Origin of the sequence: Streptomyces sp. AC558_RSS880 (assembly GCF_019049255.1) — a bacterium.
Taxonomy (GTDB): Bacteria; Actinomycetota; Actinomycetes; order Streptomycetales; family Streptomycetaceae; genus Streptomyces.
The window spans coordinates 98,499-124,283 of the sequence record NZ_JAGMUJ010000133.1 but is presented as its reverse complement, the minus strand read 5'-3'; the positions used below and the strand labels follow the sequence as shown (position 1 = coordinate 124,283).

The 25,785-nt window shown below is 69.5% G+C and carries 25 protein-coding genes; 10 read left to right on the top strand and 15 right to left on the bottom strand.

Annotated elements, in window-relative coordinates; all coding sequences use genetic code 11:
* Nucleotides 1–186 precede the first annotated feature (186 nt).
* The 4 genes from KUM38_RS32190 to KUM38_RS32175 are packed head-to-tail and all read left to right on the top strand — an operon-like array spanning nucleotide 187 to nucleotide 6,180.
* Nucleotides 187–1,461: an ABC transporter substrate-binding protein gene (locus KUM38_RS32190; RefSeq protein ID WP_217134703.1), complete on the top strand. Its 1,275-nt coding sequence runs from the start codon at nucleotides 187–189 to the stop codon at nucleotides 1,459–1,461.
* 23 nt (nucleotides 1,462–1,484) lie between these two features.
* Complete coding sequence (locus tag KUM38_RS32185; protein ID WP_217134700.1) at nucleotides 1,485–2,438, top strand: carbohydrate ABC transporter permease; 954 nt, start codon at nucleotides 1,485–1,487, stop codon at nucleotides 2,436–2,438.
* The gene (locus tag KUM38_RS32180; protein WP_217134698.1) at nucleotides 2,435–3,292 is read left to right on the top strand and encodes a carbohydrate ABC transporter permease; all 858 of its coding nucleotides are present in this window, start codon (nucleotides 2,435–2,437) and stop codon (nucleotides 3,290–3,292) included. The genes KUM38_RS32185 and KUM38_RS32180 overlap by 4 nt, the downstream gene beginning before the upstream one ends.
* A 23-nt stretch (nucleotides 3,293–3,315) precedes the next feature.
* Nucleotides 3,316–6,180: a glycoside hydrolase family 2 TIM barrel-domain containing protein gene (locus KUM38_RS32175; protein ID WP_217134696.1), complete on the top strand. Its 2,865-nt coding sequence runs from the start codon at nucleotides 3,316–3,318 to the stop codon at nucleotides 6,178–6,180.
* Nucleotides 6,181–6,186: 6 nt separating this feature from the next.
* Here KUM38_RS32175 and KUM38_RS32170 read toward each other — a convergent pair whose 3' ends face one another.
* Together KUM38_RS32170 and KUM38_RS32165 are read right to left on the bottom strand one after the other, a co-directional pair.
* The gene (locus tag KUM38_RS32170; protein ID WP_217134694.1) at nucleotides 6,187–6,696 is read right to left on the bottom strand and encodes a hypothetical protein; all 510 of its coding nucleotides are present in this window, start codon (nucleotides 6,694–6,696) and stop codon (nucleotides 6,187–6,189) included.
* Nucleotides 6,693–8,417: a PHP domain-containing protein gene (locus KUM38_RS32165; protein ID WP_217134692.1), complete on the bottom strand. Its 1,725-nt coding sequence runs from the start codon at nucleotides 8,415–8,417 to the stop codon at nucleotides 6,693–6,695. The genes KUM38_RS32170 and KUM38_RS32165 overlap by 4 nt, the downstream gene beginning before the upstream one ends.
* A gap of 170 nt (nucleotides 8,418–8,587) precedes the next feature.
* On the opposite strand from KUM38_RS32165, the gene KUM38_RS32160 reads away from it, so the two are divergent.
* Nucleotides 8,588–9,166, top strand: coding sequence for a TetR/AcrR family transcriptional regulator (locus tag KUM38_RS32160; protein WP_217134725.1), 579 nt, complete (start codon nucleotides 8,588–8,590; stop codon nucleotides 9,164–9,166).
* 22 nt (nucleotides 9,167–9,188) lie between these two features.
* Here the strand turns inward: KUM38_RS32160 and KUM38_RS32155 are convergent, their stop codons facing one another.
* The 7 genes from KUM38_RS32155 to KUM38_RS32125 all read right to left on the bottom strand — a co-directional run bounded on the left by KUM38_RS32155 (nucleotide 9,189) and on the right by KUM38_RS32125 (nucleotide 15,722).
* A complete protein-coding gene (locus KUM38_RS32155; protein WP_217134690.1) occupies nucleotides 9,189–9,977 on the bottom strand; it encodes an isocitrate lyase/phosphoenolpyruvate mutase family protein in 789 nt (262 codons plus the stop codon).
* Nucleotides 9,974–10,435 carry a hypothetical protein gene (locus KUM38_RS32150; RefSeq protein WP_217134688.1) on the bottom strand — a complete coding sequence of 154 codons (462 nt, stop codon included), beginning with the start codon at nucleotides 10,433–10,435 and terminating at the stop codon, nucleotides 9,974–9,976. Before KUM38_RS32150 ends, KUM38_RS32155 begins: the two co-directional genes overlap by 4 nt.
* Nucleotides 10,436–10,543: 108 nt before the next feature.
* Nucleotides 10,544–11,614 (bottom strand): rhamnogalacturonan acetylesterase, encoded by a 1,071-nt coding sequence (locus KUM38_RS32145; RefSeq protein ID WP_217134685.1) that lies wholly within the window; start codon nucleotides 11,612–11,614, stop codon nucleotides 10,544–10,546.
* Nucleotides 11,611–13,023 carry an RICIN domain-containing protein gene (locus tag KUM38_RS32140; protein ID WP_217134683.1) on the bottom strand — a complete coding sequence of 471 codons (1,413 nt, stop codon included), beginning with the start codon at nucleotides 13,021–13,023 and terminating at the stop codon, nucleotides 11,611–11,613. The genes KUM38_RS32145 and KUM38_RS32140 overlap by 4 nt, the downstream gene beginning before the upstream one ends.
* Nucleotide 13,024: 1 nt before the next feature.
* Nucleotides 13,025–14,113, bottom strand: coding sequence for a family 43 glycosylhydrolase (locus KUM38_RS32135; protein ID WP_217134681.1), 1,089 nt, complete (start codon nucleotides 14,111–14,113; stop codon nucleotides 13,025–13,027).
* 132 nt (nucleotides 14,114–14,245) lie between these two features.
* On the bottom strand, nucleotides 14,246–14,794 hold the full coding sequence (locus KUM38_RS32130) for an AAA family ATPase (protein WP_217134679.1): 549 nt from the start codon (nucleotides 14,792–14,794) through the stop codon (nucleotides 14,246–14,248).
* Between the two features lie 94 nt (nucleotides 14,795–14,888).
* Nucleotides 14,889–15,722: a class II glutamine amidotransferase gene (locus KUM38_RS32125; protein WP_217134724.1), complete on the bottom strand. Its 834-nt coding sequence runs from the start codon at nucleotides 15,720–15,722 to the stop codon at nucleotides 14,889–14,891.
* Nucleotides 15,723–16,102: 380 nt separating this feature from the next.
* Here KUM38_RS32125 and KUM38_RS32120 point away from each other — a divergent pair, with 380 nt between their 5' ends.
* The 3 genes from KUM38_RS32120 to mmuM all read left to right on the top strand — a co-directional run bounded on the left by KUM38_RS32120 (nucleotide 16,103) and on the right by mmuM (nucleotide 18,692).
* Nucleotides 16,103–16,924 carry an ABC transporter ATP-binding protein gene (locus KUM38_RS32120; protein ID WP_217134677.1) on the top strand — a complete coding sequence of 274 codons (822 nt, stop codon included), beginning with the start codon at nucleotides 16,103–16,105 and terminating at the stop codon, nucleotides 16,922–16,924.
* Nucleotides 16,921–17,577 carry a hypothetical protein gene (locus tag KUM38_RS32115; RefSeq protein WP_217134675.1) on the top strand — a complete coding sequence of 219 codons (657 nt, stop codon included), beginning with the start codon at nucleotides 16,921–16,923 and terminating at the stop codon, nucleotides 17,575–17,577. Before KUM38_RS32120 ends, KUM38_RS32115 begins: the two co-directional genes overlap by 4 nt.
* 203 nt (nucleotides 17,578–17,780) lie before the next feature.
* Entirely contained in the window at nucleotides 17,781–18,692 is a 912-nt protein-coding gene (gene mmuM / locus KUM38_RS32110) for a homocysteine S-methyltransferase (protein ID WP_217134673.1), read from the top strand.
* Here the strand turns inward: mmuM and KUM38_RS32105 are convergent.
* On the bottom strand, nucleotides 18,577–19,080 hold the full coding sequence (locus KUM38_RS32105) for an ATP-binding protein (RefSeq protein ID WP_308409106.1): 504 nt from the start codon (nucleotides 19,078–19,080) through the stop codon (nucleotides 18,577–18,579). The genes mmuM and KUM38_RS32105 overlap by 116 nt on opposite strands.
* A gap of 112 nt (nucleotides 19,081–19,192) precedes the next feature.
* Between KUM38_RS32105 and KUM38_RS32100 the strand changes: the two genes are divergently transcribed.
* Together KUM38_RS32100 and KUM38_RS32095 are read left to right on the top strand one after the other, a co-directional pair.
* A complete protein-coding gene (locus KUM38_RS32100) occupies nucleotides 19,193–20,011 on the top strand; it encodes a helix-turn-helix transcriptional regulator (protein ID WP_254398069.1) in 819 nt (272 codons plus the stop codon).
* A complete protein-coding gene (locus tag KUM38_RS32095; protein ID WP_217134669.1) occupies nucleotides 20,008–20,211 on the top strand; it encodes a DUF397 domain-containing protein in 204 nt (67 codons plus the stop codon). The genes KUM38_RS32100 and KUM38_RS32095 overlap by 4 nt, the downstream gene beginning before the upstream one ends.
* Before the next feature lie 35 nt (nucleotides 20,212–20,246).
* Here the strand turns inward: KUM38_RS32095 and KUM38_RS32090 are convergent, their stop codons facing one another.
* The 5 genes from KUM38_RS32090 to KUM38_RS32070 form a co-directional block, all read right to left on the bottom strand.
* Complete coding sequence (locus KUM38_RS32090) at nucleotides 20,247–20,849, bottom strand: SMI1/KNR4 family protein (RefSeq protein ID WP_217134667.1); 603 nt, start codon at nucleotides 20,847–20,849, stop codon at nucleotides 20,247–20,249.
* A 2-nt stretch (nucleotides 20,850–20,851) separates the two neighbouring features.
* Entirely contained in the window at nucleotides 20,852–21,322 is a 471-nt protein-coding gene (locus tag KUM38_RS32085; RefSeq protein WP_217134665.1) for an SMI1/KNR4 family protein, read from the bottom strand.
* Between the two features lie 190 nt (nucleotides 21,323–21,512).
* Entirely contained in the window at nucleotides 21,513–22,238 is a 726-nt protein-coding gene (locus KUM38_RS32080) for a hypothetical protein (RefSeq protein ID WP_217134722.1), read from the bottom strand.
* A gap of 325 nt (nucleotides 22,239–22,563) precedes the next feature.
* Complete coding sequence (locus tag KUM38_RS32075) at nucleotides 22,564–23,049, bottom strand: hypothetical protein (protein WP_217134663.1); 486 nt, start codon at nucleotides 23,047–23,049, stop codon at nucleotides 22,564–22,566.
* Nucleotides 23,050–23,062: 13 nt separating this feature from the next.
* The gene (locus tag KUM38_RS32070; RefSeq protein ID WP_217134661.1) at nucleotides 23,063–25,663 is read right to left on the bottom strand and encodes an RHS repeat-associated core domain-containing protein; all 2,601 of its coding nucleotides are present in this window, start codon (nucleotides 25,661–25,663) and stop codon (nucleotides 23,063–23,065) included.
* Between the last annotated feature and the right edge of the window lie 122 nt (nucleotides 25,664–25,785).

Sequence of the window (25,785 nt, the reverse complement as noted above, 5' to 3'; positions counted from 1 at the left end):
CCGTTCGCCGTCGTTCGCCGTCGTTCGCCGTCGCTCGCCCTCGTTCGTCCTCACGAACGGGTCACAATGCTTCGAACAGGCTTTGTCCAACCCCTTGCCGAAGCATTTGCCGAAGGTTAACGTCCCGCGCACCGCAAGTCCTTGAGCGCCATCCGCCGCAGCCTCACTCGAGACAAGGACGTCGACATGCCGGCACCGAGCAACAGCACGTGGGACCGTCGATCAGTACTCCGCGCCGCCCTGGGCCTCGCCGCCGCCGGCGGGCTGGCCGCCTGCGGCGGCAACAACGGCCGCGGAGGCGGTGGTTCGGGATCGGGTTCGGGCAAGACCCTGGTCCAGTACTTCCACGCCTACGGCGAGGCCGGCACCGAGCAGGCGATCAAGCGGTACGCGAAGGCGTACGAGGAGGCGAACGTGGCCACGCAGTGGATCACCGGCTCCAACTTCGAGAGCAAACTGTTCGCCTCGCTGCTCACCGACAAGGCGCCGGACGTCTTCGAGTTCCATCCGCAGATCCAGCTCGTCAAGAGCGGCCAGGTCGCCGATCTGACCGACCTGGTCGACCCGGTCAAGGACGACTTCAACCCGGCCGACATCCGGTCGCACACCGTCGACGGCAAGATCTACGGCGTCCGGATGATCGACGACCCGCAGTTCTTCTTCTACCGCAAGTCGCTGTTCGACGAGGCGGGCGTCGGCGTCCCGCGGACGCTCGACGAACTCCTCGCCACCGCAGCGGAGTTGACCACCGACAAGGTCAAGGGCATCTACCTCGGCAACACCCTGCACTCGATCGTCAACCCGCTGATCTGGGCGTCGGGCGCCGACACCCTGGACGAGAACAACGAGATCGCGTATCACACGGACGGCGTGGCCGGCGGCTTCCGCACCCTGCGCAAGCTGTTCACCAGCGGTGATCTGCTGCTCGACGCGCCGACCGACTTCTGGGACCCCTCCGCGCTCAACCAGGGGCTCACCGCCATCCAGTGGTGCGGCATGTGGGCGATGCCGCAGATGCAGCAGGCGCTCGGGGACGACCTCGGGATCTTCCCCTTCCCCAAGGTCACCGACGCGGGCGAGCAGGCCGTCTACAACGGCGGCTGGTCGATGTTCGTCAACGCCAAGGGCAGGAACGTGGAAGCCGCCAAGGAGTACGTGAAGTGGCTGTGGATCGACCAGGAGGAGTACCAGGAGGACTGGGCGCTCTCCTACGGCTTCCACATCCCGCCGCGCACCTCGCTCGCCGAGTCCGCCGACAAGCTCAAGTCGGGCCTGCCGGCCGAGGGCGTGAAGCTCTTCAACGAGCTCGGGCACTTCGACAACATCGGCTGGACCCAGGCGATGATCACGGCCCTGGAGGACGTCCTCGCCAACTGCGTCCGCAAGGGCGGTGACCCGGAGGCCGAGCTCGACAAGGCCGACGCGAAGGTGAACCGCGAGCTCGACAAGCTCTTCGGATAGCGCGGCGGACGGGCAGTCACGCGATGTCGACCACCACCCCGCGCGAGGTCACCACCGGCCCCGCCCCCGTCCGGCCGCGACGGAGCCTGCGGGCCCACAGCACCCTCGCCTTCTGGCTGTTCACCGGGCCCTTCCTCATCGGCCTGCTGATCTTCGTCTACGTCCCGATCCTGTGGAGCGCGTGGCTGTCGTTCTTCGAGGCCCGCTTCACGGTCACGCCCAGCGAGTTCGTCGGCTTCGAGAACTACCGGACGATGCTCACGGACGACGACTTCACGGGCTCCCTCGTCACCTTCACCGTCTTCGCGGTCATCATCGTGCCCACCACCTGGGCGCTGTCGCTGGCGCTCGCGCTGGCGGTGAACCGGCTGCGGTTCATGCGGGCGTTCTTCCGGTCGGTGTTCTTCCTGCCGACGGCGGTGAGTTACGTCGCCGCCTCGCTGATCTGGAAGATGTCCATCTTCAACGGCGTGCGCTTCGGGCTCGCCAACACCGTCCTCGGCTGGTTCGGCGCCGACGACACCGCCTGGCTGGCCAGCCCCGACCCGCCCTGGTACTGGCTGGTCGTCGTCACCGTACGGCTGTGGCTGCAAGCCGGGTTTTACATGATCCTCTTCCTGGCGGCGCTGCAGAACATCCCGCCGGAGCTGTACGAGGCGGCGGCCATCGACGGGGCGAAACCCGGCTGGCAGATGTTCCGCCACATCACGCTGCCGCAGCTGCGCGCGACCTCGACGGCGGTGGTCCTGCTGCTGCTCGTGGCGGCGTACCAGGCCTTCGACGAGTTCTTCAACCTGCTGTCGAAGACCACCTGGGGGCGTCCGCCACTGGTCGAGCTGTACTACAAGGCGCTCGGCGACAACCAGGACTACGGCGCGGGCAGCGCGGGCGCGCTGATCCTGACCCTGCTGATCTGTCTGGTGACGCTGCTCCAGGGCCGGATCATGGGCTTCGGCAGGTCGGAGGGCGCCAAGTGACCGCCAGGACATCGCCCAGGGGCCGGCGAGGGAACGTCATCGGCTCGGCGGGCCTGTACGCCGCCACGGCCGTCGCCGCGCTGCTCTTCCTCGTCCCCTTCTACCTGATCGTGCGCAACGCCCTGTCCACCGACGCCGAGATCACCGGCGAGGAGTGGCGGTTCTTCCCCACCGACGTCCAGTGGGGCAACGTCACCGAGCCGTTCGACGACCCGACGGTCGACTTCGCCCGGTCGCTGTGGAACTCGGCGGTCGTCGGCGTGGCGCACACCGTCGGCACGCTGCTGGTCTGCTCACTGGCCGGATACGGCCTCGCCCGCATCCCGTACCGGCACGCGAACAAGGTGTTCTACGCCGTCCTGGTGACCCTGATGGTGCCGACCGCGGTCACCTTCGTGCCCAGCTTCGTGCTGGTCTCCTCGCTCGGCTGGGTGGACAGCTACCGGGGTCTGATCATTCCGGGCCTCTTCAGTGGTTTCACCTGCTTCCTGTTCCGGCAGTACTTCCTGGGGTTCCCCAAGGAGCTGGAGGAGGCGGCGCGGGTGGACGGGCTCGGCTACTGGGGCGCGTACTGGCGGGTCGTCGTGCCGAACTCGCTGAACTTCTTCGCCGCCATCGCCACGATCACCTTCATCAGCGGCTGGAACTCCTTCCTGTGGCCGCTGGTCATCGGCCAGGACCCGAGCGCCTGGACGGTCCAGGTGGCCCTCTCCTCGTACATGACCAACCAGACCGTCAACTTCCATCTGATCTTCATGGCCACGGCCATCTCCATCCTCCCCCTGGTGTGCGTGTTCCTGTTCCTCCAGCGCTGGCTGGTGCAGGGCATCGCGCAGACCGGGATCAAGGGCTGAGCCAGGACCGATCTAGGAGACCCATGTCATCGCACACCCCGGCGGCCGACTATGTCGAGGACGTTTCCCCCGGCCGCGGGAGCCTGCCCCCGCGTGCCTGGTACGCGTCCTCCGACGCCGTCTCCCTGTCCCTGAACGGCGGTTGGCGCCTGCGGGTGTCCGCCACCGCGGACGCCGAGGACGACTCGTTCGCCGCACCCGGGTACGACGCCGGGGACTGGGCGGAGGTGACCGTGCCCGGCCACTGGGTGCTCCAGGGCCACGGCGCGCCGATCTACACCAACCACCTCTACCCGTTCCCCGTCGATCCGCCGCACGTCCCCACCGAGAACCCGACCGGCGACCATCTGCGCGTCTTCGGCCTGCCCGGCGACTGGCCGGGCGGGGGTGACGCCGTGCTCCGCTTCGACGGGGTGGAGTCCTGCGCCAAGGTCTGGTTGAACGGTACGGAGCTCGGGGAGTTCAAGGGCTCCCGCCTGCCGCACGAGTTCGCGGTCGGGCACCTGCTGAAGCCGTCCGGGAACGTCCTCGCGGTCCGGGTCCACCAGTGGTCGGCGGGGTCGTACCTGGAGGACCAGGACCAGTGGTGGCTGCCCGGCATCTTCCGTGACGTGACCCTGCTGCACCGTCCGCCCGGCGCCGCCGGCGACTTCTTCGTGCACGCCTCCTACGACCACGTCACCGGCGCGGGCACCCTGCGGGTCGACTCCGACGCCGGAGGACGCGTGGTCGTCGAGGAGCTGGGCGTCGACGTGGCGGCCGGTGAACCGGTCACCCTCCCGGTCGAGCCGTGGACGGCCGAGACGCCCCGGCTGTACGCGGGGGCGCTGGTGACGGCGGGCGAACGCGTCCCGCTGCGGATCGGCTTCCGTACGGTCCTCGTCGAGGACGGCCTGATCAAGGTGAACGGAACGCCCCTGCTGTTCAAGGGCGTCAACCGGCACGAGTGGCATCCGCGCCGGGGCCGCGCGCTGGACCTCGACACCATGCGCGAGGACGTGCTGCTGATGAAGCGGCACAACGTCAACGCGGTCCGCACCTCGCACTATCCGCCGCACCCGGCCTTCCTCGACCTGTGCGACGAGTACGGGCTGTGGGTGATCGACGAGTGCGACCTGGAGACCCACGGCTTCGTCGAGCAGGAGTGGCGGGACAACCCCGTCGACGACGAGCGCTGGACGCCGGCCCTGCTGGACCGGGCCGCGCGCATGGTGGAGCGGGACAAGAACCACCCGTCGGTGGTGATGTGGTCCCTCGGCAACGAGGCCGGCACCGGACGCGGACTGACCGCGATGGCCGACTGGATCCACGGCCGGGACCCCTCCCGCCCGGTGCACTACGAGGGCGACCTCGGCTGCCGTGACACGGACGTGTACTCGCGGATGTACCCGTCGCACGAGGAGGTGGAGCGGATCGCCAAGGGCCTGGACGGCGGCACCCGCCGCAGGCGCGAACTGCCCCTGATCCTCTGCGAGTACGCGCACGCCATGGGCAACGGCCCCGGCGGACTCACCGAGTACCAGGAGCTGTTCGAGCGGTACGACCGGCTCCAGGGCGGCTTCGTCTGGGAGTGGATCGACCACGGCGTCGAGCACCCGGAGCTGGGCTACGCCTACGGCGGTGACTTCGGGGAGGAGCTGCACGACGGCAACTTCGTCTGCGACGGGCTGCTCTTCCCGGACCGCACGCCGTCACCGGGCCTGATCGAGTACAAGAAGGTGATCGAGCCGGTCCGGATCGAGGCGGGCGACGCGGACAGCACCGTACGGGTGACCAACCGGTACGACTTCGCGGACCTGTCCCACCTGGAGTTCGAGTTCTGCCACCAGGTGGACGGCTGGCCGACGGGGGCGCACCGGCTCACCGTGCCGCCGCTGGCCCCCGGGGAGTCGGCGGAGGTCAAGCTGCCCGAAGCGCCGGACGGCAAAGGCGAGGAGGTGCAGTGGAGTGTGCGCGCGATGCTCTCCGAGGGCACGCCCTGGGCCGGAAAGAACCACGAGGTGGCCTGGGCGCAGGGCACGGTGACCCGCCGTGCCCCGCTGCCTGCGGCGACCGGTGTGCGGCCCTCCGTCGACGGCGACCGGATCACCCTGGGCCCGGCGGTCTTCGACGCCCGCACCGGCGCGCCGCGCACCCTCCTCGGTGTGCCGGTGAGCGATCTGCGGCTGGACGTGTGGCGGGCGACCACCGACAACGACGACGGAGCGACCTGGCAGACGGACACCCGGTACGGGCCGCTCTGGCGCCAAGTGGGCCTGCACCGCGTGCGGCACCGGCTGGAGGCGGTCGAGACGGACGGTGACGCGCTGACCGTACGGACCCGGGTGGCGCCCGCCGGCCGGGAGGTGGGCCTGCGGACGGCGTACCGCTGGACGTCCGACGGCACGCGTGTGCGGCTGACCGTCTCGGTCGTGCCGGAGGGCGACTGGCGGGTTCCGCTGCCCCGGCTCGGCATCCGCTTCGGCCTTCTCGGGGCCACCCCCGAGGACGCCGTCTTCTGGTTCGGCGGCGGGAACGAGTCGTACCCGGACACCCGGGCCGCGTCCAAGGACCTGCTGTGGGACGCGAGCGTCGGGGAGCTCCAGACGCCCTACGTCCGCCCGCAGGAGAACGGCGCCCACGCGAACGTGCGCTGGGTGGAGATCGGCGGCCTGCGGGCCGACGGCGACCCGGAGTTCTGGTTCACCGCCAGGCCCTGGACCACCGAGCACCTGGACGCCGCCCGGCACCGCACCGACCTCGTCCCCGGGGACACGGTCTGGGTCCACTTGGACCACCGCCTGCACGGCATCGGCTCCCAGTCCTGCGGCCCGGGCCCACTCCCCCGGTACTACCTGTGGCCCGAGCCCGCCGAGTTCTCCTTCGTCTTCTCGGAGCCGCGCGACTGACGGGGCTCAGTGGTCCGCGCAGCAGGGCGTGGGGTTCGGGACCTCGAACGGCACGAGGGTGCCGCCCAGGGCCGGAGTGGCGGCGAGGACGAGTTCGTCCCGCTGCCACTGCGGCCGCACGTGGTCACGGGTCACGATCCGTATGTCCGGGCCGGGCGGCTCGGGCGTGCCCAGGACCGTCACGCGGGCGATCGCGGAGCCGGCGAGCAGCTCCGCGACGGTCAGCGTGCCGGTGAGGGCGGAGACACCCGGATAGAGCACCGCACGTCCCACCTCGTCGGGCAGGCCCGGGGAGACGGTGCCGTACCCCGCGAGCCGCTCCCGGAGGGTGTCCGGGAGCGGCCGCGAGGGCAGGGACAGGGACACGGCGACGCGCGGGCGGTCGTCGCGCACCAGGTGGGTGCAGCCGAACATGTCCTCGGGGAGGTCGAGTTCGGCTGTCATCCGGTGCAGCAGGCGGTCGGCGTCGAGCAGGTCCTCGATGCCCGCGTCCACGGTGAGGGCGTACGGCGTCACGACGGCAGGACCCACACCGGGTTGGAGTAGAACCACAGGTCGCGCCACGGGTCGGCGTCGCCGATGACGTCGATGGCGGGGCCCGCCGGGTCGACCTTGGCGCCCATCACGCCGACGGCGGACCGGTTGCCGTCGGTGCCGCGCAGCCGGACGTACACCGGGCGGTCGACGCGGCCGAGGTCGAAGGTGACGCGGACGGTGCCGGCCGACTTGTCGATCTCGTACGACCGGGCGACCTTCGCCGTGGGCGCGGTGAACGTGTCCTTGTCGGCGACCGGGCCGGTCACATCGCCCTGGATGACGTCGACGCGGGCGAGCCTGGGGGTGAACCCGGCCCAGTTGTTGCCGCCGGCGAGGGCGATGTCGGCGGTCAGTGTGACCTTGGTGCCCTTGCGCACGTGCAGGGCGCCGCCGAGGGTGGCCCAGCGGCTGCCGCCGGAGACGCGGACGTCGAGGCCGCTGATGAGCTGGCCGTGGTCGACCCAGATGCGGCCGGCGCGGATGCCGTCCATGACGGCGGCGTAGGAGAAGCCGTCGGCGCCGACGTGGGTGCGGCTGTACTGGCCGGGCCAGTAGTCGTTCTCGGTGAGGTCGATCTGTCCGGCGTAGACCGGGTCGTCGTAGCGGCCGTTGGCGTTGAAGTCGCCGCCGCCGCGGGCGCCGGTGTCGCCGTACACCTGGTGGGAGTCGGAGTTGGCGGTGATCCACCAGGGACGGCCCTCGGCCAGGAGGCTGTCCCACAGGCCGCCGACGGTGGCGGTCATCCAGTCGAAGCCGCCCCAGGTGCGGTAGCTCTCCAGCGGGTAACCGGCGAAGGAGTTGGCACTCGGGCCGCCGTCGTAGATGCCGCGGGCCCCGCCCGGGCCGAGCGGCGCCGGCAGACCGCCCGCCTGGTGGCCGGGGGCGCCCTCGAAGCCGACGGCGATCTGCCGGTCACCGGTGCCGGTCGCGTCGCGCCAGGCGCGGATCTCGTGCGGGGAGTCGATGCCCTTGCGCGCGGGGTGGTTGGCGAGCATCAGGGCGTCCTTGACCTTGCGCCGTCTGACCTGCTCGGCGAGGAAGTTCAGCCCGGCGATGGCGAGCGCCTCGTTGGCCGGGGTGGAGGAGCCGGCGCCCTTGACGCTGCCGTCGTAGTCGGTCTCGAACTGCTTGAGGACGGAGACCTCGTTGCGGCCCGGGTGGACGAAGACGGTGCCGTGCTCGGCGGCCGGGATGTTCCACTCCAGGCCCTGGAAGACGAGGGTGTCCTCGTACGCGTCGCGGGCCTCGAGGATGTCCGGGTTGACCTTGTCCACGCCGATCCTGGCGTGGGTGCTGCCGCCGTGGTCGGTGATGACCAGCCAGTCCATGCCGTGCCGGGCGCCCTGGCGGACCTGGTCGGTGACGCGGTACTTGCCGTCGCTGCTGTACTGGGTGTGGATGTGGTGGTCGCCCGCCAGCCACAGGAAACCCTTGCTCCTGCTCTTGCCGCGGCCGCTGTCACCCGCCGCGTACGCGGGCGTGGCCGCACCGGCGCCGGCGGAGAGCACGGTGCCGGCCGCGAGGCCCGCGCCGAGCAGCCCGGCCCGGCGCAGCAGCGTACGGCGGGACTTCTGCTCGGGGTTCAGCGCCTCGTCGGGCACCGAGGTGTCGAAGGCGGCGGGCAGCGGGGCCGTCGTCTCGTGCTGGTGATCGTGTCCGTGATGGTGGTGATGGTGCCCGTGTGCGTGCCCGTGACCCATGAAGTGCCTCCTCGATACCGCGGCGCGACGACGCCGCGTGTGGAGGATCAAGGAGGCGCATGAACGTTGAACAACTTGCAGATGAGCGCCGCATGCCCCGAACACGGCGGCTCGCTCACATCTGCTCGATAGGCTGGGCGCTTCCTGTCGGGTTTGCTTCGGAGGCCTCCATTCCCCGCGCCGGACTCACCACCGACCGTCTCGTCGCGGCCGCCGCCGACCTCGCCGACGAGGCCGGCTACGAGAACGTCACCCTGTCCGCGCTGGCCCGGCGTTTCGGCGTGAAGGACGCGAGCCTCTACGCGCACGTGCGCGGCCTGCGGGACCTGCGCACCCGGATGGCCCTGCTGGCCGGCGGGGAGATGATCGACCGGATCGCGGCGGCGGTCGCCGGACGGACCGGCAAGGAGGCGCTGGCCGCCTTCGCCAACGCCTACCGGGAGTACGCCCTCACCCACCCCGGCCGTTACACGGCCACCCAGATCCGCCTGGACCAGTCCCTGGTCTCCGACTCCCCCGCGATGCGCCGCACCGCCGAGGTCACCTACGGCCTGCTCCGCGCCTACGACCTGGACGAACCCGACCTCACCGACGCCGTACGCCTGCTCCGCAGCACCTTCCACGGCTACTGCGCCCTGGAGTCCTCCGGCGCCTTCGGCGACCCCCGCGACCACGAGGCATCCTGGAACAGGGCGATCGACGCCCTGCACATCGCTCTCGTGAACTGGCCCCGCGGCGCGGCGGGCTGACCGTCGGGGGCGCGTGCCGGGGTCACCCGGGGGAAGCCGTGCCGTCGCTCTCACCGCGGTCCCTCCGGCTCAGCGACCGGACCTCCTCGTACGACGGGGCCGGGCCTTCCGGTTCCCGGCCCGCCCTGATGCCGACCGCCGTCTCCAGCGCCGCGCCCAGCGCCCGCCGGTACAGCAGCGAGCCGAGGCTGATGCGGCGGACGCCGAGGTCGGCGAGGCGGGGGACGGAGGGGCCGGTGGGCGAGTAGAGGATGTTGAGGGGGACGCCGTCCAGGCCGCGCACCAGGGCGGCGATCTCCCGGGGGCCGGTGAGGCCGGGCACGAACACGCCGTGCGCGCCCGCCCGGACGTAGGCGTCGAGGCGGCGACCGGTGTCCTCGCCGTCGCCGAGCCAGTACGTGTCGGTGCGGGCGTTGACGAAGAGGCCGGGGGCCGCCGCGCGGACGGCGGCGATCTTCGCGGCGTGCAGGTCGGCGGGCCCGAGTCCGTCCTCCAGGTTGATGCCGGTGGCGCCCAGGGCGTACAGCTCCCGGGCGAACTCGGCCACCTCGTCCGGGTCGTCGCTGAAACCGCCCTCCGCGTCCACGGAGAGCAGGAACGGTCCCGAGCCGAGGGTGAGGGCGAGCCGCAGTGTCTCCTCGCGGGTGGCCGCCGCGCCGTCGGGCAGTCCGGCCGCCGCGGCGACGCCCAGGCTGGTGGTGCCGACGGCCCGGAAGCCGTGCGCGGCCAGGAGGTGCGCGGAGGCGTGGTCCCAGGCATTGGGAAGCAGCAGGGGTTCGTCCGCGTGGTGGAGGTCGGCGAAGGCGGTCATGACAGGTCCCCCACGGCGTCGGCGTAGTAGACGGACTCGGTGAGGTGGCGGGCGAGTTCGCGGAAGCTCCAGCCCTCGCCGGGCGAGTCGTCGAGCTGTTCGTCGGTGAGCGCGTCGAGACGGTTGGCCCAGACGCGGGCGAGCCGGGTGAGGCGGCTGCGGGCCTCGTCGAGGTCCTGCGGGGTGAAGGGAGCGAGATCGGCCCCGGTGGTGATCAGGGAGGCGTGCCAGTGGTCGGGCTGCGGCTCCTCGCCGGCGAGCCGGGCCTCCAGCTCCGCGAGGTGGTCGATCAGGTGGTCGGCGACGCGGCGGATCGCCTTGTGCGGGGTGTGGACGCGGCCGTCGGCGTGTACCGGTTCGCCGTTCCAGCGGGTCCAGCCGGCGGCCAGGGCGAGGACGTGGTCGACCATGCCGGTGACGGCCGCGGAAGGGGTGACGGTCTGCGTGTGCTCGTTCATGCGGCAACGCTAGAAGCGGGACGCTTCGGCGCCGGCCGAAGTGTCCGCGTCCCGCGGGGAGGCACGGGCCTGGGGCGCCCCGGTTCCGGTCGGAGCGCCCCAGGGGTCTCATCCCACCCTGACCTTGCCCCTGGGCACCAGACCCAGGTTCAGCAGTTCCTCGCGGACCAGGTCCGCGTACACGGTGGCGCCGTGCACGGAGGTGTGCGTGTTGTCCCGTTTCTCGTTGGAGAGGTACAGCGCCTTGGAGCCCTCCACGCCGAGGGACTCCACCAGCGCCTTGGTCCGCGCCGTGAGGTCGATCAGCGGGACGTCCCGGTCGGCGGCGACGGAGCGGATGACGGCCGGGTGGTCGACGCCGAGCCCGTTGACCAGCAGGGCGGTGTTGTTGTTCAGGGTGCCGTCGGCGTTGAACCAGCGCCGCACGACCGGGGTCACGAGCACCGGCTCGCCGCCCCGCTCCCGCACGCCCGCCACCAGGGTCTCGAGGCCTGCCCGGTAGGTCGCCCCGTCGGTGGTCTTGTCGTTGTGGGCGAGCTGGATCAGGACGAGGTCGCCGCGCCGGATCAGTGGCCGGACGGTGTCCCACAGGAGCGGGTTCCCGAGATAGCTGACCGTACTCTCCCCGGAGTCCGCGTAGTTGGCCACGGACAGGCCCTTGCGCAGGTACTGGGGCAGTCGCTGGCCCCAGCCGGAGTACGGGTCGCCGGGCTGGTCGCAGACCGTGGAGTCGCCGACCAGGAGGATCTGCCGGGCGTGCCGGGCCGGGGTGACCCGGATGCCGGCGAGTGCGGGCGCGGTTCCGCCGACGGTGAGGTCGAGGCCGGGTGTGCCCTCGGTGCCGAGGGGCTCGCCCTCGGGTGTGCGGACGTTCACGGTGAAGCTCCGCACGACACGTTCCCCGGCCGCCGCGGCGGTCTCCGGAAGCAGGGCGCGCCGGGTCTCGCCGCCGATGGCGGTGCTGGACGCCAGGTCGCCGCCGAGGGTGACCCGTACGTCGTAGGTGCCGGGCGGCAGGTCGAAGTGGCAGGCGGTGGCCGTGCAGTTCTCGATGCCGGGGGCGGGCGGACGCTCCCTGTGCTGCTGGGCCTGTGCCTGGGCCGGTACGGCCGACAGGCCGATGCCCAGCGCCACGGCCGCCGTCACGGCGGTCCGGCCGAGCGCGCGGCCCCGTCTCATGTCCCGCGTGTCCACTGCTGGTTGGTCCCTCCGTTGCAGGTGTACGTGATGATCGCGGCGGAGTTGGCGGTGGACGCGCCGTTCACGTCCAGGCACTCGCCGGTGGCGCGGGATATGACGTTGACGTAGGAGCCGGTGGTGGTGACGGACCACTGCTGGCCGGTGGCGGAGGCGTCGCAGTTCTCCTGTGTGACCGTGCTCGCGTTCTCCTGCACGCACAGGCTGCTGCCGCGGACCACCAGCTGGTGGTAGCCGCCGCCGACGGACTTGAACCAGTACTTCTGGTTGCCGCCGCCGTTGCAGTCGTACTGCTTGATCTGGGCGCCCTGCCAGAGCGACTGGCCGGTCACGTCCGCGCACCTGCCGCTGTGCCGCGCGATCAGCGTGTGGTAGGTGGCACTGGTGCCGTTGACCGTCCCGGCGGCCGTGTCGACGGTGACCTCGGGCGACCAGGACATCGACATCGACGTGGACGACGGGAAGGTCAACGGCAGCCACACGTACCGGGAGTCGTTGACGGTCCCGCCGAAGGAGTTGCCCCAGCGGTCGCCCAGGTACAGGTACGAGGTGCCGGAGGTGCCCTGCACCGGCAGGACGTACGCGGTCTGGGAACCGAAGGCGGTCGAATCGCCGACGTTGCGCATCGCGGACCAGGGGCCGGAGAGGCTGGTGGCGGTGGCGTACTGCTGCTGGTTGGGGCTCCAGCCGGTGGCGCCCGAGGTCAGCATGAAGTAGACGCCGTTCCGCTTGAACAGGGCCGGCGCCTCGCGGTGGCCGCCGGGCCAGGGGTTGGCGACCAGGCTCGCGATGCCGGTGTGGTCGGCGGTGAGCCGGTAGATGTGCAGGTCGTAGTTCTCGCGGGCGGCGGAGACCATGTAGCCGGTGCCGTCGGTGTCCGTGAAGACGGTGATGTCGCGGGACATGTGCTGTCCCAGCGGCCGGAAGCTGCCCCGCCAGGTGTAGTCGCCGTCCACGGTGCCGGAGACGGCGACGGCGGCGCGGGCCTCGCTGTAGTCGCTGCCGTTCTCCTTGTGCATCCACATCACGAACTGGCCGGTGGACGCGTTGTACATGACCTTGGGCCGCTCGATGTTGGCGGTGGCGAGCTCCGGGTGGCTGTCCTCGGTGAGGACGTGGTTGCGGAACTCCCAGTTCTTCAGGTCGGTGGAACGGTAGGCGTCCACGGAGCGGAAGGTGTTGTCGGCGTTGCGGTGCTCGCCGAACCAGTAGTAGTACGCGCCGACCTTGAGGACGCCACCGCCGTGGGCGTGCACGGGACTTCCCGAACGGTCGGTGAACTGCGTGCCGTTGACGATCGTCTGCGGGGCCGCCTGGGCGGGCCCTGCGGTGGCCAGGGCACCGGCGAGCGCGAGGCAGAGGGCGAGCAGTACGGCGTACGCACGTCTCATGTCACGCCCCCTCCCCCGTCGCGGTGTCGGCCACGGGGACGCCGAAGTCGGGGGTACCGTCCGCCTTCCAGCCGAGTTTCTGGACGCGGGTGTGGCGGTTGGGGTCGTCCAGCGGGTCGCCGGTGATCTCCTTGTACTGGCGGGCGTGGTAGACGAGGACGTCGGTACGGCCGTCCTCGGCGACGGTGAAGCAGTTGTGGCCGGGCCCGTACTGCCGGGTGGTGTCGTTGCTGGTGAAGACGGGGACGGGTGACTTGGCCCAGCTCGCCGGGTCCATGAGGTCGCTGTCCTCGTCGGCGGTCAGCAGCCCCACGCAGTAGTGGTGGTCGGTGGCGCTGGCCGAGTAGGTCATGAACAGCCGGCCGTTGCGGTGCAGGACGTACGGCCCCTCGTTGACGGCGAAGCCGATGCGCTCCCAGTCGTACTCGGGGGTGGACAGCCGCACTTGAGGGCCGGTCAGGGTCCAGGGGTTCGCCATCTCGGAGAGCCAGACGGCGGTGTTGTTGTCCATGCCGGGTTCGTGCTGGGCCCAGGCGAGGTAGCGGGTGCCGCGGTGGGCGAAGGTGGTGGCGTCCAGGGAGAAGGTCTCCCACGCGGTCTTGATCTGCCCCTTCTCGACCCAGGTGCCCTTGAAGGGGTTGGGGTGGGCGTTCTCAAGGACCCAGATGCGGATCGCCCACACGTCCTCGGCGGGCGCGGCGGCGAAGTAGACGTACCACTTGCCGGCGACGCGGTGCATCTCCGGCGCCCAGATGTGGGCGCCCATGTCGCCGGTGGGGTGCGCCCGCCAGATCACCGACTCGGCGGCACCGCCGAGCCCGTTGAGCGTACGGGAGCGGCGCAGGACGATCCGGTCGTACTCGGGGACGGTGGCGGTGAAGTAGTAGAAGCCGTCGGTGTGCCGGGTGATGTGCGGATCGGCGCGATGGGGGACGAGCGGGTTCACGTACGGGGCTGCCTTCGGGTGTGCGGCGGCGTGGGCGGCGACGGGGGTGGCGGCGGCCAGGGCGCCCGCGGCGAGGGCACCCTTCAGCAGGAGTCTGCGGGCGGGGGGCGGGGGCAGGTCGGGCAGGTCGGCGGCGCGGCTCATGCGGTCTGCCTCTCGTGGGGAAGATGACATGCATTCGCTGTTTCGATATGTCGAACGCCATCTGAGATGACGAACGTCGAAAAGGTAAGGGCGTGTCACGGAGAGGTCAACGGGTCCGGCGGGACGTACCGGTCACGGCTGTGCCGGCCCGACGGCCCAGCCGGTGGCGGCCACCACCTCCCGCGCGATGTCCACGACGGACCGTCCGTCCGTCACCACCCGCACCGTCCCCGCCGGGGCCCGCCGGTCCAGGAGACGTGCCGTGCGGGCGCTGCCCTCCAGTTCCCGCTCCAGCTCCGAACCGAGTTCCCGGCCCGTCAGCCGCTCACGGGCGGTGGCGTCCGACGCGGTGAGCAGGACGCGTACGATCCCCACTCCGGCCCCCATGGCGCGCTCGAACATGCCCGTCGCCTCGGGCAGCACACTCGCGGTGTTCGTGTAGACGAGGCGCCGGTAGCCCAGCCGGGCGAAGTTGGCCCAGACGGCGGTCAGATTGCTCTCGGTGATCTCCGCGCGGTGCGGATCCCCCTCCGGTGCCGGATGCACCTGCCCCATGAAGTCACCCTCGACGATCGCGTGGGAGACGGCCGCGGCACGCAGCCGCGCCGAGACCTCCCACGCCACGGTCGTCTTGCCGGCACCGGCTCGTCCTCCGATGAGCAGCACTTCCGCCTGATCCATGCGGGCAGCGTGCCAGCCGGCGGCCACGCCCCGCGATCCGATATCGAGCCGATCGGGGCAGGGACGACTCGCCACAGCCGCTTCGTCGGGAGCCTCAGGCCGCCAGAGGCGTGAAGGTGTCCATCCGGTCCCCCTCGGGCCCCACCACGCCGTAGGTGCCCTCGGGGACGGCGTTCCAGGCGCCGGGCAGGTCGCCCAGGGGTTCGGAGACGATGAGGCGGGCGTCGCCGGAGATCTCGTGCAGGAAGGCCACGTCGGGGTGGAGGGAGCGCAGCGTGTCCACGCGGGTGCTGTAGAAGAGCGAGCGCGACTCCTTCTGGCTGGAGTAGCGGAACGCCCACAGGCGCACGCCGTCGGTCACCGAGACCGTCATCTGCAGCGGGAACTCCACGCCGTGCTCGTGGCCGACGCGTTCCACCAGGCCGGCCATCCGGGCGACGGCACCGGGCGGGTCCTCCTCCAGGCCGAGGGTCAGCGACAGGTAGAACATCATCTCCGAGTCCGTGGAGCCCTCGACGTACGGGAACAGGCCGGGCTCGACGGAGAGGGCGAGGTCGCGCCTGACCAGGTGGAACTCGGCGATCGCCCCGTTGTGCATCCACATCCAGCGGCCGTGCCGGAACGGATGGCAGTTGGTCTGCTGCACCGCCGTGCCGGTCGAGGCCCGGATGTGGGCGAAGAAGAGCGGCGAGACGACGTGCTCGGCGATCTCCCGCAGATTGCGGTCGCTCCACGCCGGGCCGATGTCCCGGACGACGGCGGGGCTGTCCTTGTGCGGCGCGTACCAGCCCACGCCGAACCCGTCGCCGTTGGTCGTCTCGACGCCCATCTTGGAGTGCAGGCTCTGGTCGATCAGTGAGTGGACCGGCTTGTAGAGGATGCTGTCGAGCAGGATGGGAGTGCCCGAATAGGCGAGCCAACGGCACATGTCCACCGCCTTCCCGGTCACGACCGCGACCGTCGTATCGGGGTCCCGCCGCGACCGCCGTACTGGGGTCACGACCTCGGCCGCCGTCTTACGGACCGTCCTCCCGCCGCCCCCGCGCGAGCCTCGTCACCCGCAGCCAGCCGGGTGCCCCGCTCCCCCGCCGTGTACTCACCGCCCTGTCCGGCTGTATTTTCTCTCAGCGTCCCGGCACGGGGGCCGAAGGGCGCGCTGCGACCGGTGCCCCCCGGCAGCTGTGCCGGGGGACGGTGGTGGTGCCACCACCGGAACCAGCCGCGAGCCGGCCACGTCGAGGAGTCGAGTTGTTACGTTGTGAGGCGGTCGGCAAACGTCACGGCGGGGGACGGTGGGTCCTCCGCGACGTGGACCTGCAGGTCTCGACCGGCGACGTCCTCGCGGTCGTGGGCGCCAACGGTTCGGGGAAGTCGACCCTGCTGAGGATCCTCGCCGGACTGTCGCAGCCCACCACCGGGAGCGTGTCGGGCCGGCCACCGCACATCGGTTACGTACCGGACCGCTTCACCGCCCACGACCGCATCTCGGCGATCTCCTATCTCACGCACATGGGGCGTATCCGTGGCCTGTCGGCCTCCGCCGCCCGTGCCCGAGGCGATCACCTGCTGGAGCGGCTGTCCCTGGTGGGCGGGCGGAACGCGTCGCTGCGCACGCTCTCGAAGGGCAACGCGCAGAAGGTGGCGCTCGCCCAGGCCCTGCTCGTCCGGCCCGACCTGCTGGTCCTCGACGAACCCTGGTCGGGTCTCGACGTCTCGGCCCACGGTGTCCTCGCCGAGTTCATCGACGAGGTGGCCGCGCGGGGCGGTGCGGTGGTCTTCACCGACCACCGCGAGGCGATCACCGAGACGCACGCCGACGGCACCTACGTCATCCACGACGGCCTGGTCACCCGGCGTGGCGGCCGGCCTGCCCGAAGCCGCGCCTCGACGGTCGAGCTGGTCCTGACCGTGCCGCCCGACGGTGCCGTGCCGGACGAGGTGGACTGGTCCGCGTTGCCGGGTGTGGTGGACACCTCCCGGCGCGGCGGAGAGGTCGTCCTGCGGGTGGCGCGGGAGCACTCGGACGCCGTACTGCTGACGGCGTTGCGGCACCGGTGGTCGGTGGCCGGCCTGACCGGGGCCGCCGACGGACCCGCTTCCCGGGCCGATGTGAAGAGGCCCGCTCTGTGATCGCCCTGATCCGCTACCTGTCCACGGTCCTGCTGCTCTCCCAGCGCTACCTCGCGCCGCTGCTGCTGTTCCTCGGCCTGGTGACCGTGCTGACCAGCAGCGACAGCGGGCCGCTCACCGCGACCTACGCCTCGGTGGCCGGGGCCATGCTGCCGTGCTCGGTCTGGCTGACCATGGCACTGGTCGGTCTTGAGGACCGGGCGCACCGCTCGATCGTCGCCGTCAGCGCCGGCGGCCATCTGCGCGTCCTGCTCGCGACGGCCGGAACGGCAGCCGTGTGGTGCCTGCTGCTCACGGCCACCGGCCTGGTGCTGCCACTGCTGTCCGGGACCCACGCACCCGGCCTTGCGGACCTGGTACTGGGGACCGTGGCCCAACTCGTCTGCGCTTTCACCGGCATGGCCGTCGGCCTGGTCTGCTCACGGCTGGTGTTCCGGCGCCAGGGTTACGCACTCGTCCTCGCCCTGGTGCTCCTGCTGGCCCTTCTGCTGGGCAAAGGCGTCTCCCCGGTCAACATCATGCTCACCCACCTGCAGAACGCGCCGGACTCGGCGTCCGCGGTGGCGCCCACGAGCGTCCTGCTCACCGTCGCCGCGGGCTTGCTGGCGACCGCGGTGGCCGTCACACAGGCGATCACCCGCAGAAAGGCATGAGCCCCATGGCGGTGCGCCCCCGCCGGTGCGGGCTACGTCGACGCCGAGTCCCACCCCGCGACCGACGGGCACGCACCGTACGCCTGACCGGGGCCCCGCGGAGATCGAACCGCTGACCTCGAACACATCGGACGGGGGACCTCAGCCGGAGCCTGGCTCACCTGCCCACGACCTCCCCGGACAGAACGACTAGCGTCGTCGGTATGCGCACCCCTCCCGCCCTCGCCGAGGCACTCGCGGACGGCACGGTCGTACTCGACGGTGGCATGTCCAACCAGCTCGCGTCGGCCGGACACGACCTGAGCGACGAGCTGTGGTCGGCCCGGCTGCTCGCCGAGGACCCGGAGGCGGTGACGGCGGCTCACCTCGCGTATTTCGAGGCGGGCGCGGACGTGGCGATCACGGCGAGCTACCAGGCGACGTTCGAGGGTTTCGCGCGGCGCGGGACCGGCCGGGAGGAGGCCGCCGGTCTGCTGGCCCTGAGCGTGGAGTGCGCCCGTACGGCGGCCCGGCGGGCCCGGGTGACGCGCCCGCTGTGGGTGGCGGCGTCGGTCGGCCCGTACGGCGCGATGCTCGCGGACGGCTCGGAGTACCGGGGCCGGTACGGGCTGAGCGTGGCGGAGCTGGAGCGCTTCCACCGCCCGCGCATGGAGGTCCTGGCGGGGGCCGCTCCGGATGTACTGGCCCTGGAGACGATCCCCGACACGGACGAGGCGGAGGCCCTGCTGCGTGCGCTGCGCGGCCTGGACGTACCGGCCTGGCTGTCGTACTCGGCGACCGGCGACCGCACCCGCGCCGGCCAGCCGCTGGAGGAGGCCTTCGCGCTGGCGGCGCGGGCGGACGAGGTGATCGCGGTCGGCGTGAACTGCTGCACGCCGGAGGACGCGGACCACGCCGTCGCCCTCGCCGCCCGCGTCACCGGCAAACCGGTCGTGGTCTACCCCAACAGCGGCGAGACGTGGGACGCCGGGGCGCGGGCGTGGACCGGGCGGTCGACGTTCAGTGCCGGGCAGGTGAAGGGCTGGCGTGCGTCGGGGGCCCAGCTGATCGGAGGGTGCTGCCGGGTGGGACCGGAGACGATCGCGTCGGTGGCGTCGGTACTGCGGACCCCGTAGCGAACTCGCACCACACGACCTTCCCGGGGTCCCGCTCCCCCACACCCCACGTGTCCGCCACCCCGGCCACGAGCAACAGCCCGCGCCCGCTCTCGTCGGGCTCCCCCTGCGGTACGGCGGGCACACCGCCCCCACTGTCGTGCACCTCGACGCGGACGCCGTCGGCGTACGGCAGGAGGCGCAGGAGGAATCCCCGGCCGGGTGGCACACCGTGCAGCAGGGCGTTGGTGGCGAGTTCGCTGACGCACAGCAGGACGTCGTCTTCGCGTCCGCGTACGCCCCAGTCGTCGAGCGCCCGGCGCGCGAACGCCCGCGCGCCGGGCACGGACCGACGCTCACGGCGGAAGAAACGCTCACGTGGTGACGGGGGTGAAGTTTCCTGTTTCACGGGACGAGGGTGACGCTCCGTGCCCACCATGGAACAGTCCGCGCACCCGTACGGCTCGACGGTACGCATGCGCGACAGTGAACGTACGCGCACGGGTGGGGAGTTCGACCTCATGAGCACCACGACACGGAGGAACGCCTCCGCGATGAAGATGGTGGGCGCCCTGCTCGCCCTCTACCGCCAGGCCGCCGGCCACACACAGAGGTCACTCGGCGAGCGGTTCGTCATCAGTGAACAGCAGATCGCGTCGATCGAACAGGGCAGACGCCCGCTGAAGCCGGACCTCGCCGAGCAACTCGACGAACTCCTCTGCACCAAGGGCGCGTTGTCGGTCGCGCTGAGCAGGATGCCGGAGGTGGATCTGATTCCGCTGTGGGCGGAGGAGTATCTGGACCGGGAGCGGGAAGCTCTCGTGATCTCGTCGTACGAGAACCAGGTGTTGCCAGGTCTCCTCCAAACGGAGGCGTATGCACGGGCGGTCTTCCGCAGCCGCATTCCCGTCATCGACGAGAACACAATCGCTCAGCACGTAGTCGCACGCACTGAGCGGCAAACCATCTTCCACCGCAAGGAGCCACCGATTACATGCTTCGTCGTCTGGGAGGCGGTCCTGCGAGACCACCTGGGCGGGCGGGAGGTGTACGTCGACCAGTTGCAGCATCTGCGGCAGCTCGCCGAATTGCCAGGCTTCACCTTGCAGGTTCTGCCCTTGGGACGCACCACACACGCAGCCCTCGACGGTCCATTCGTCCTCCTGGAGACACCTGACCACCAGCGTCTCGCCTACACGGAAACCCAACGCGGTAGCCAACTGATCGCCGATCCCAACGAGGTAGCGATCCTCACGCAAAGGTGTGCGATGCTGCGGTCACAGGCCCTCAACCCCGAAGACACGAGGGACCTGCTGGACCGTCTTCTAGGAGACCAATGAGCAGCACCGCACTTCGGTGGTTCAAGTCGAGCTACAGCGGCAGCGACGGCGGCAACTGCCTCGAAGTCGCCGTCGCCCCCACCGCTATCCACATCCGCGACTCCAAGACCCCGGACGCCCCCCACCTCACCGTCACCCCGAAGGCCTGGGCGGCCTTCCTGTCCGTACCGTCGAAGGACACCAGCGCGGCGACGGCGTAGAGCGCCCCTGAACGGCGCCGCCCTGTAGCCCGTCATCACACGCCAGGCGCGGGTCCGTACCGCGTCTCCGGCCTCTCGTCCGGAGTCATGGGCAGGTTCCGGAGCGCCACGGGGCCGGGGTAGTAGGCGGAACCGCCCGGCCCTGTGACCTCCTCGCCGTTGAGCCAGCGCCACAGCCACTCGGCGAACCCCATGGAGTACTCGAAGAACTCGCCTTCCCCGTTCTCGACGAACAGGGTTCCCGCCCCCTGCCTGCCCTTGGGCGCATAGAAGATCGTCTCTCCTCGATTGGTGGAGGCGATCGGAATCAACCCGCCCGCATCACCGAAGCGCAACTCGGGCACTCCAAGAGACTCACGAGGGTCCCCCTCGGGTTCGCCCTCTTCCCATTCGACCTGAGACCAAGCCTCCGACGTGCTGCGGATCTTCTCCGCGAGGTTCCATCGCCTCGTCGCCGGGTGCATCAGGTGCAGGTGCCCGTTGATCTCCACGGGCGCATAGCCATCGACGATCTCCTTGTACTCCTCCGGGAGGCTCACCCGGAGATCGCGCTCCAACCGGCTCCAGGCCATCGCATCGCAGTAGCGCATGGACGGCTCGCCCAGCACCGTCAAGAGGCGTGCCATATAGCCGGTCATGCTCACAGTTCCACGGAGCCGAGGGGCTCGAACGAGGGGTCGCCCCCGATCACGGGCAGGAACAGTTCACCGTTCAACGCCTGCCGGAGGAATTCCGTGAACTTCAGTTCCAGCACGAACCACTGGCCCATCTCCACCACGACCCGCCACTCCGACACACCGTCCGACGGCGGCATGAGGAACACATGATTGCCCGAGATCGACCTCGCAACGGCAACACATCCGCCGGGTGCGGGATGAACCGGATACGGGTACATCTCCGGGTGGCTCCTGGAAAGTTCACCGTAGGCCAGCGCAGCCTGCTCCCACAGGGATTCGAGCCGCAGGCCATCTTCCCCCCGTGCCGCACGCGGGTGGAAGATATAGAGCTGCTCGTTGATGCATCCGGGCCCGTACGCGGAGACAAACTGTTTGTAGTCTGCGGGCAGAACGGCCCCGTAACGCCGCTCCGTTTCCTCCCAGTCACGGTTCACATTACCGTTGACCAACGGTGGCCCCAGAAATTCACCAATTCGAGAGAGGCCCACCGGACGCCCTTTCCGCACAGTTGTATCCACCGGTCGGCCGATTACAGATTGGTCCTCTCTTGCATGCCGTCCAGGACGACAGCCTCGGCCTGACATGCGGCACAGCCCTTGGCCGGCCCGCCAGTGCCGTGCCGGGTCAGCTGCAGTCGGACATGAACCGGCCCTCGAGGTGGTCGGGGCTGAGGAAGACGAAGCCGCTGCCGTAACCGAAGTTGATGAAGAACGGGTCGCCCGGGCACTCGCCCCGATCGGTGAACTGGCAGAGGAACTGCCAGGAGCCGTCATCGAGGTCCCTGACCGAGTTGTTGGGCAGTACCGGGGCACCGCCCAGAAAGTCTCGAGGGCCCGGCCCGGACGGCAGGTCCGCTTCCGGGCCCTCATGACGCATGTACCGCGACCATGCGGCGTGATCATCCGCCTCCGCGTCCAGTTCCGGCGACACGGGAGCCAGGTCGACGAGCCACTCGGCGGGGATCTTCTCCTCGTCCTCGTTCCAGCGCCACAGTGAGGGCCCCTGGATGTGCGGCGGCCCGATCACCGCGAAGGAAGGGACCCTTCCACCAGGCTGGACTAGCACGACCGCATCCCCGCGGTTCGGATCCAGACCGCCCTCCTCCACGTCCAGGAACAGGTAGGCCAGACGCACTTCTTCTCCCGGCACCCGGAATTGGCCCACGAACATCAGCGGCTCCCCTGTCCGCGGCTCCACCGGCCACGCCGGCTCCTCGAGCCACACCGGCTGCCCGCCGAACTTGGTCACAGGCTGCGCCACCGGCCCTGCGGGCTCCCGGAAGATCATCTGCAGCCGTGGCAAGAAAGCAGCATCGTAAGGACCCGCAACTTGCCCCGTAGGTCGCGACATCACGACGTGACCGTACGACACGGTGCCGACACGCCCTTCCGGGGACGCTCACGAGTGCCGAGAGCAGCTATCAGGGCATGGTTTCGTGATCGCGCATCGCCGTAGGCACAGCCTGCAAGGAAGATCACAATCGCTCCCACAGCCAAGTCCGGAAGCCCGCGTCAAGCACGCCTTCACCCGCATGAATACCCTGGGCGATTCTCCGCGACTGCCGACTAAAACGTGACGAAGTCCACCGGCTTGCCGAAAATTAACCTATGGGTTTTGTAACCTGGATTCGCAGGTCAGCGCGCCGCCCGCCCACATGTTGCTCCCTGGCAGACTCTTAGCCCACCTCGAACCAGTGTGAGGTCGGCCATTGAGGCATCCAGTCCTTGGCATCACGCCCCGTAAAGACGCCCACGAGCCAATCAGTTAGCGTTTCGTCAGATTCATACCAGTCACCCAAATTTCGCCGGAAAGCTGAAACCGTCCACTTACCACCCCCTCGATTCTCCAAGAAAAATTTATCCCCTTCCACAGAGTGCCCCCAGTGGAGCATTCCATCGAAATCAGGAAGTACAGCTTTCGGGATCACGGGATGCCCCTCCCGAACAAACTCACTCATCCACAGACCCTTCTCAGTCATGAATTTGGGCCCAAAGACAAAGATAAAGTCAGAGATCAACACGTCTCCATACAGGGAACACACCCCTTTCACCTCCTGCGGCAACTTTATACCCAGGCCCGCTTCCACTGCATTGAAGTCCCGCCCGCCGACCGCCCCAGGAGGCAACCCCAGAAGACTGCGCAATTGCTCCAAAGAAGACATACTTCCTCCACCTTCACCAACACTTGTACGTGGCAGCGGCGACGTTATCAAATTCACAGCGCACATCCTTCGTCCCGGACGACATGAATCTAATCTTGGTCAGCACTACAGAATTTTGATCTCCATAGACGGGAGTAACCTCTACGACTTGATGGCCACCATTCTTGATTGACTTGACGACAATATCTTCTGCCTCCTTATACATTCTGTCATTTGCAGTCTGGTACATGGGTACAAAATTCCGAGTATCCTTATTCGAGCCACTCATTGCAAAACCGATGAGGTGACCACGCGCCCGATTGTCCATTGGAGGACTCCGCAAACCGGGCAACGGGAAGGACAGCCCTGGCCGTGGAGGCGGAGTGTAGTCCGCATTCGTGAGGTTAGCGAAGGCTCCGGTTGCAACGCACTCGCCTGCGTGCTCCCTGCGCGGCAGGTACACGATGTTGCCCTTGGCGTTGAAGCCCGCTCCGGTGTCGCACCTATTCCCACGGTTTCTATCAGGCCCCTCGACAGAGGCATCCCCACTCTCGGCTGCAGTGGACGGCTGCACAACAATCGGATCCAGCGCGTTCAAATCACCCGGATCGAGCCGCACAACTGTTCCCAAAGCCATCTCAGTGAACACCCTTTGGTCTACAACGAGGGCACGGTCAAGGGACCGTTCTTGTACTCGGGCGACGTCGACCCGCGGCTTCGGGGCCGGCCGTACAGGAGCCGGTCTCGGGCTGCTGCCGCGGTTGGGGTTCTGGGGTGTGGGCGGCTTGGGGGGTTTGACTGTGCCGGTGCCCTGGGTTCCGCTGCTGCGGATGGGGCCCCTGGGGTGCGCCCTGGTTGCTGATGAGCAGCTGTAGGTGCATCCCCGAGACGTGGTCGGGCGACCGGTGGATGTGGCGGGCCTGGTAGTCCTGAACCCCCGTGCCAAGCGGTATGTCCCGGCGGCATTCCTCATGGCCTGGGCTCGGCTGCTGGTGTGCCGACTTGTGCTGCCGGACATGCGGGTCGGCCCCCGCTTACTCGTGCGCGCAGGCCCGTTCTTCGGGGCAACGCCATAACCGCGACCACTTCCCGTGACGCCCCCGAATCTGCCGCCTCCCACTCGGAAGGTGGGGGTACCGCCACCGCAAATGCACGCATGCCCTGTCGGGTCCGTGCCGTTCAGCGGATCCGCGTTCGCGTAGCCGTACCGGTTGGCCTGAGCTGACGGGCTGGCGTCGAGCTGCCAGGTGTCGCGGGAGGTGAAACCACCCGTGCCCGGCTGGTACCAGCGGGCCGCCATGTTGACGTCGCCGCTGTCGGGGTCGGTCCAGCCGGACTGGTAGCCGACGGCGGGCATGCTGCCCTCGGTGGCGGTCTTCGTGCCGAAGGGATCGTAGGTGGTGGAGCCGGTGACCTCGGTGCCGTCGACGGACAGGCCCGCGACGAGGTCGGTGTGCTGGTCGGTGACGTACCACTGGGTGGTGGTGCCGTCGGTGCTGGCGAGCAGGGAGCCGCCCGGTGTGCGGCTGTAGTCCGTGGTGCCGTCACCCAGGAGGTTGTTGGAGCCGCCGTCGTAGCGGAATGTGGTGGAGCCGTTCCCGGCGACACGGTCGAGTGAGTCGTAGGTGTACGTCGACGTCCCGTCCGTCACCTTCCGTTCGAAGGCGTCGAAGGTGAGCGTTCGGGAGCCGGTTCCCGTCTCGACCGTGCTGAGCGTGCCGCGCGGGGTGTGGCGGTACGTCGAAGTGCCGTCGTCGAGCAGGCGGTTGCGTTCGTCGTACGTCGCCGTGGCCGATCCGGCCTTGACCCGGTTGCCGGCCGCGTCCCACTCGTAGTGGGTGGTCCGGTCGCCGCCGGTCCAGTACGACAGGCGTCCTGCCTGGTCGTACCCGTAGACGTGCTCGCCGGCTCCGGCCGTGCCGGCGGTTCCCTTCCAGGTCAGCCGGTCGTCCAGGTCGTAGGCGTAGGTGGTGGTCGCGATGCCGGTCGACTCGTCGGGGGTGGTGATGATGTCGTCGGTGAGACGCCCCAGGCTGTCGTAGCCGTAGCTCCGCCGGGCCGATTCCACCCACTCGGTGGACCCCTCCGGCTGGATCGCGTACTGCTCCATGACCGGTTGGCCGACGGCGTCCCACTCGTACCAGATGTCCGCGCCGGTCATCTGGTTCCAGAGCCACTCCAGCCGGCCTGCCGAGTCATAGCCGTAGCTGGTCGCGTTCTTGGCGTCCGACCGCTCGGTCATGTTGCCGTCGGCGTCGTAGGTGTAGCTCACGGCGCCGCCGGGGCCGTCCGCGGTCAGGAGCTGTCCGCGGTCGTTGTAGGTGTAGGTGTTCGGGTTGAGCGGCTCGGAAGAACCGACGGAGGTGAGGCGGCCCGCGAGGTCGTAGCCCAGGGTGCGGTCGGTGGTGGCCGCTTCGGCACCGGTGCCGCTCTCGTGGGTGAGGCGGCCCAGACCGTCATAGGTGCGCTCGCGCTCGACTCCTCCGGGCAGCAGCTCGGTGACGGCCTGTCCGGCCTTGTCGTAGACGGTCGTCCAGGTGCGGTCCACGGCGTTCGGGTGCGCGGTGGTGGCCGGTTCGATCGTGGATTCGGGCAGGCCCCAGCTGTTGAAGGTGTAGACGGTGGTGTTCCCCATGATCTATGACCGATATTTTCGACAAATGATCACTGGTCCGGTGGGAGAAAACCCAGCATGCTGCAAGACTCATCGAACCGAGCACCGATGCAGGTCACCGACCGGCAGAACAGGACGGAAAC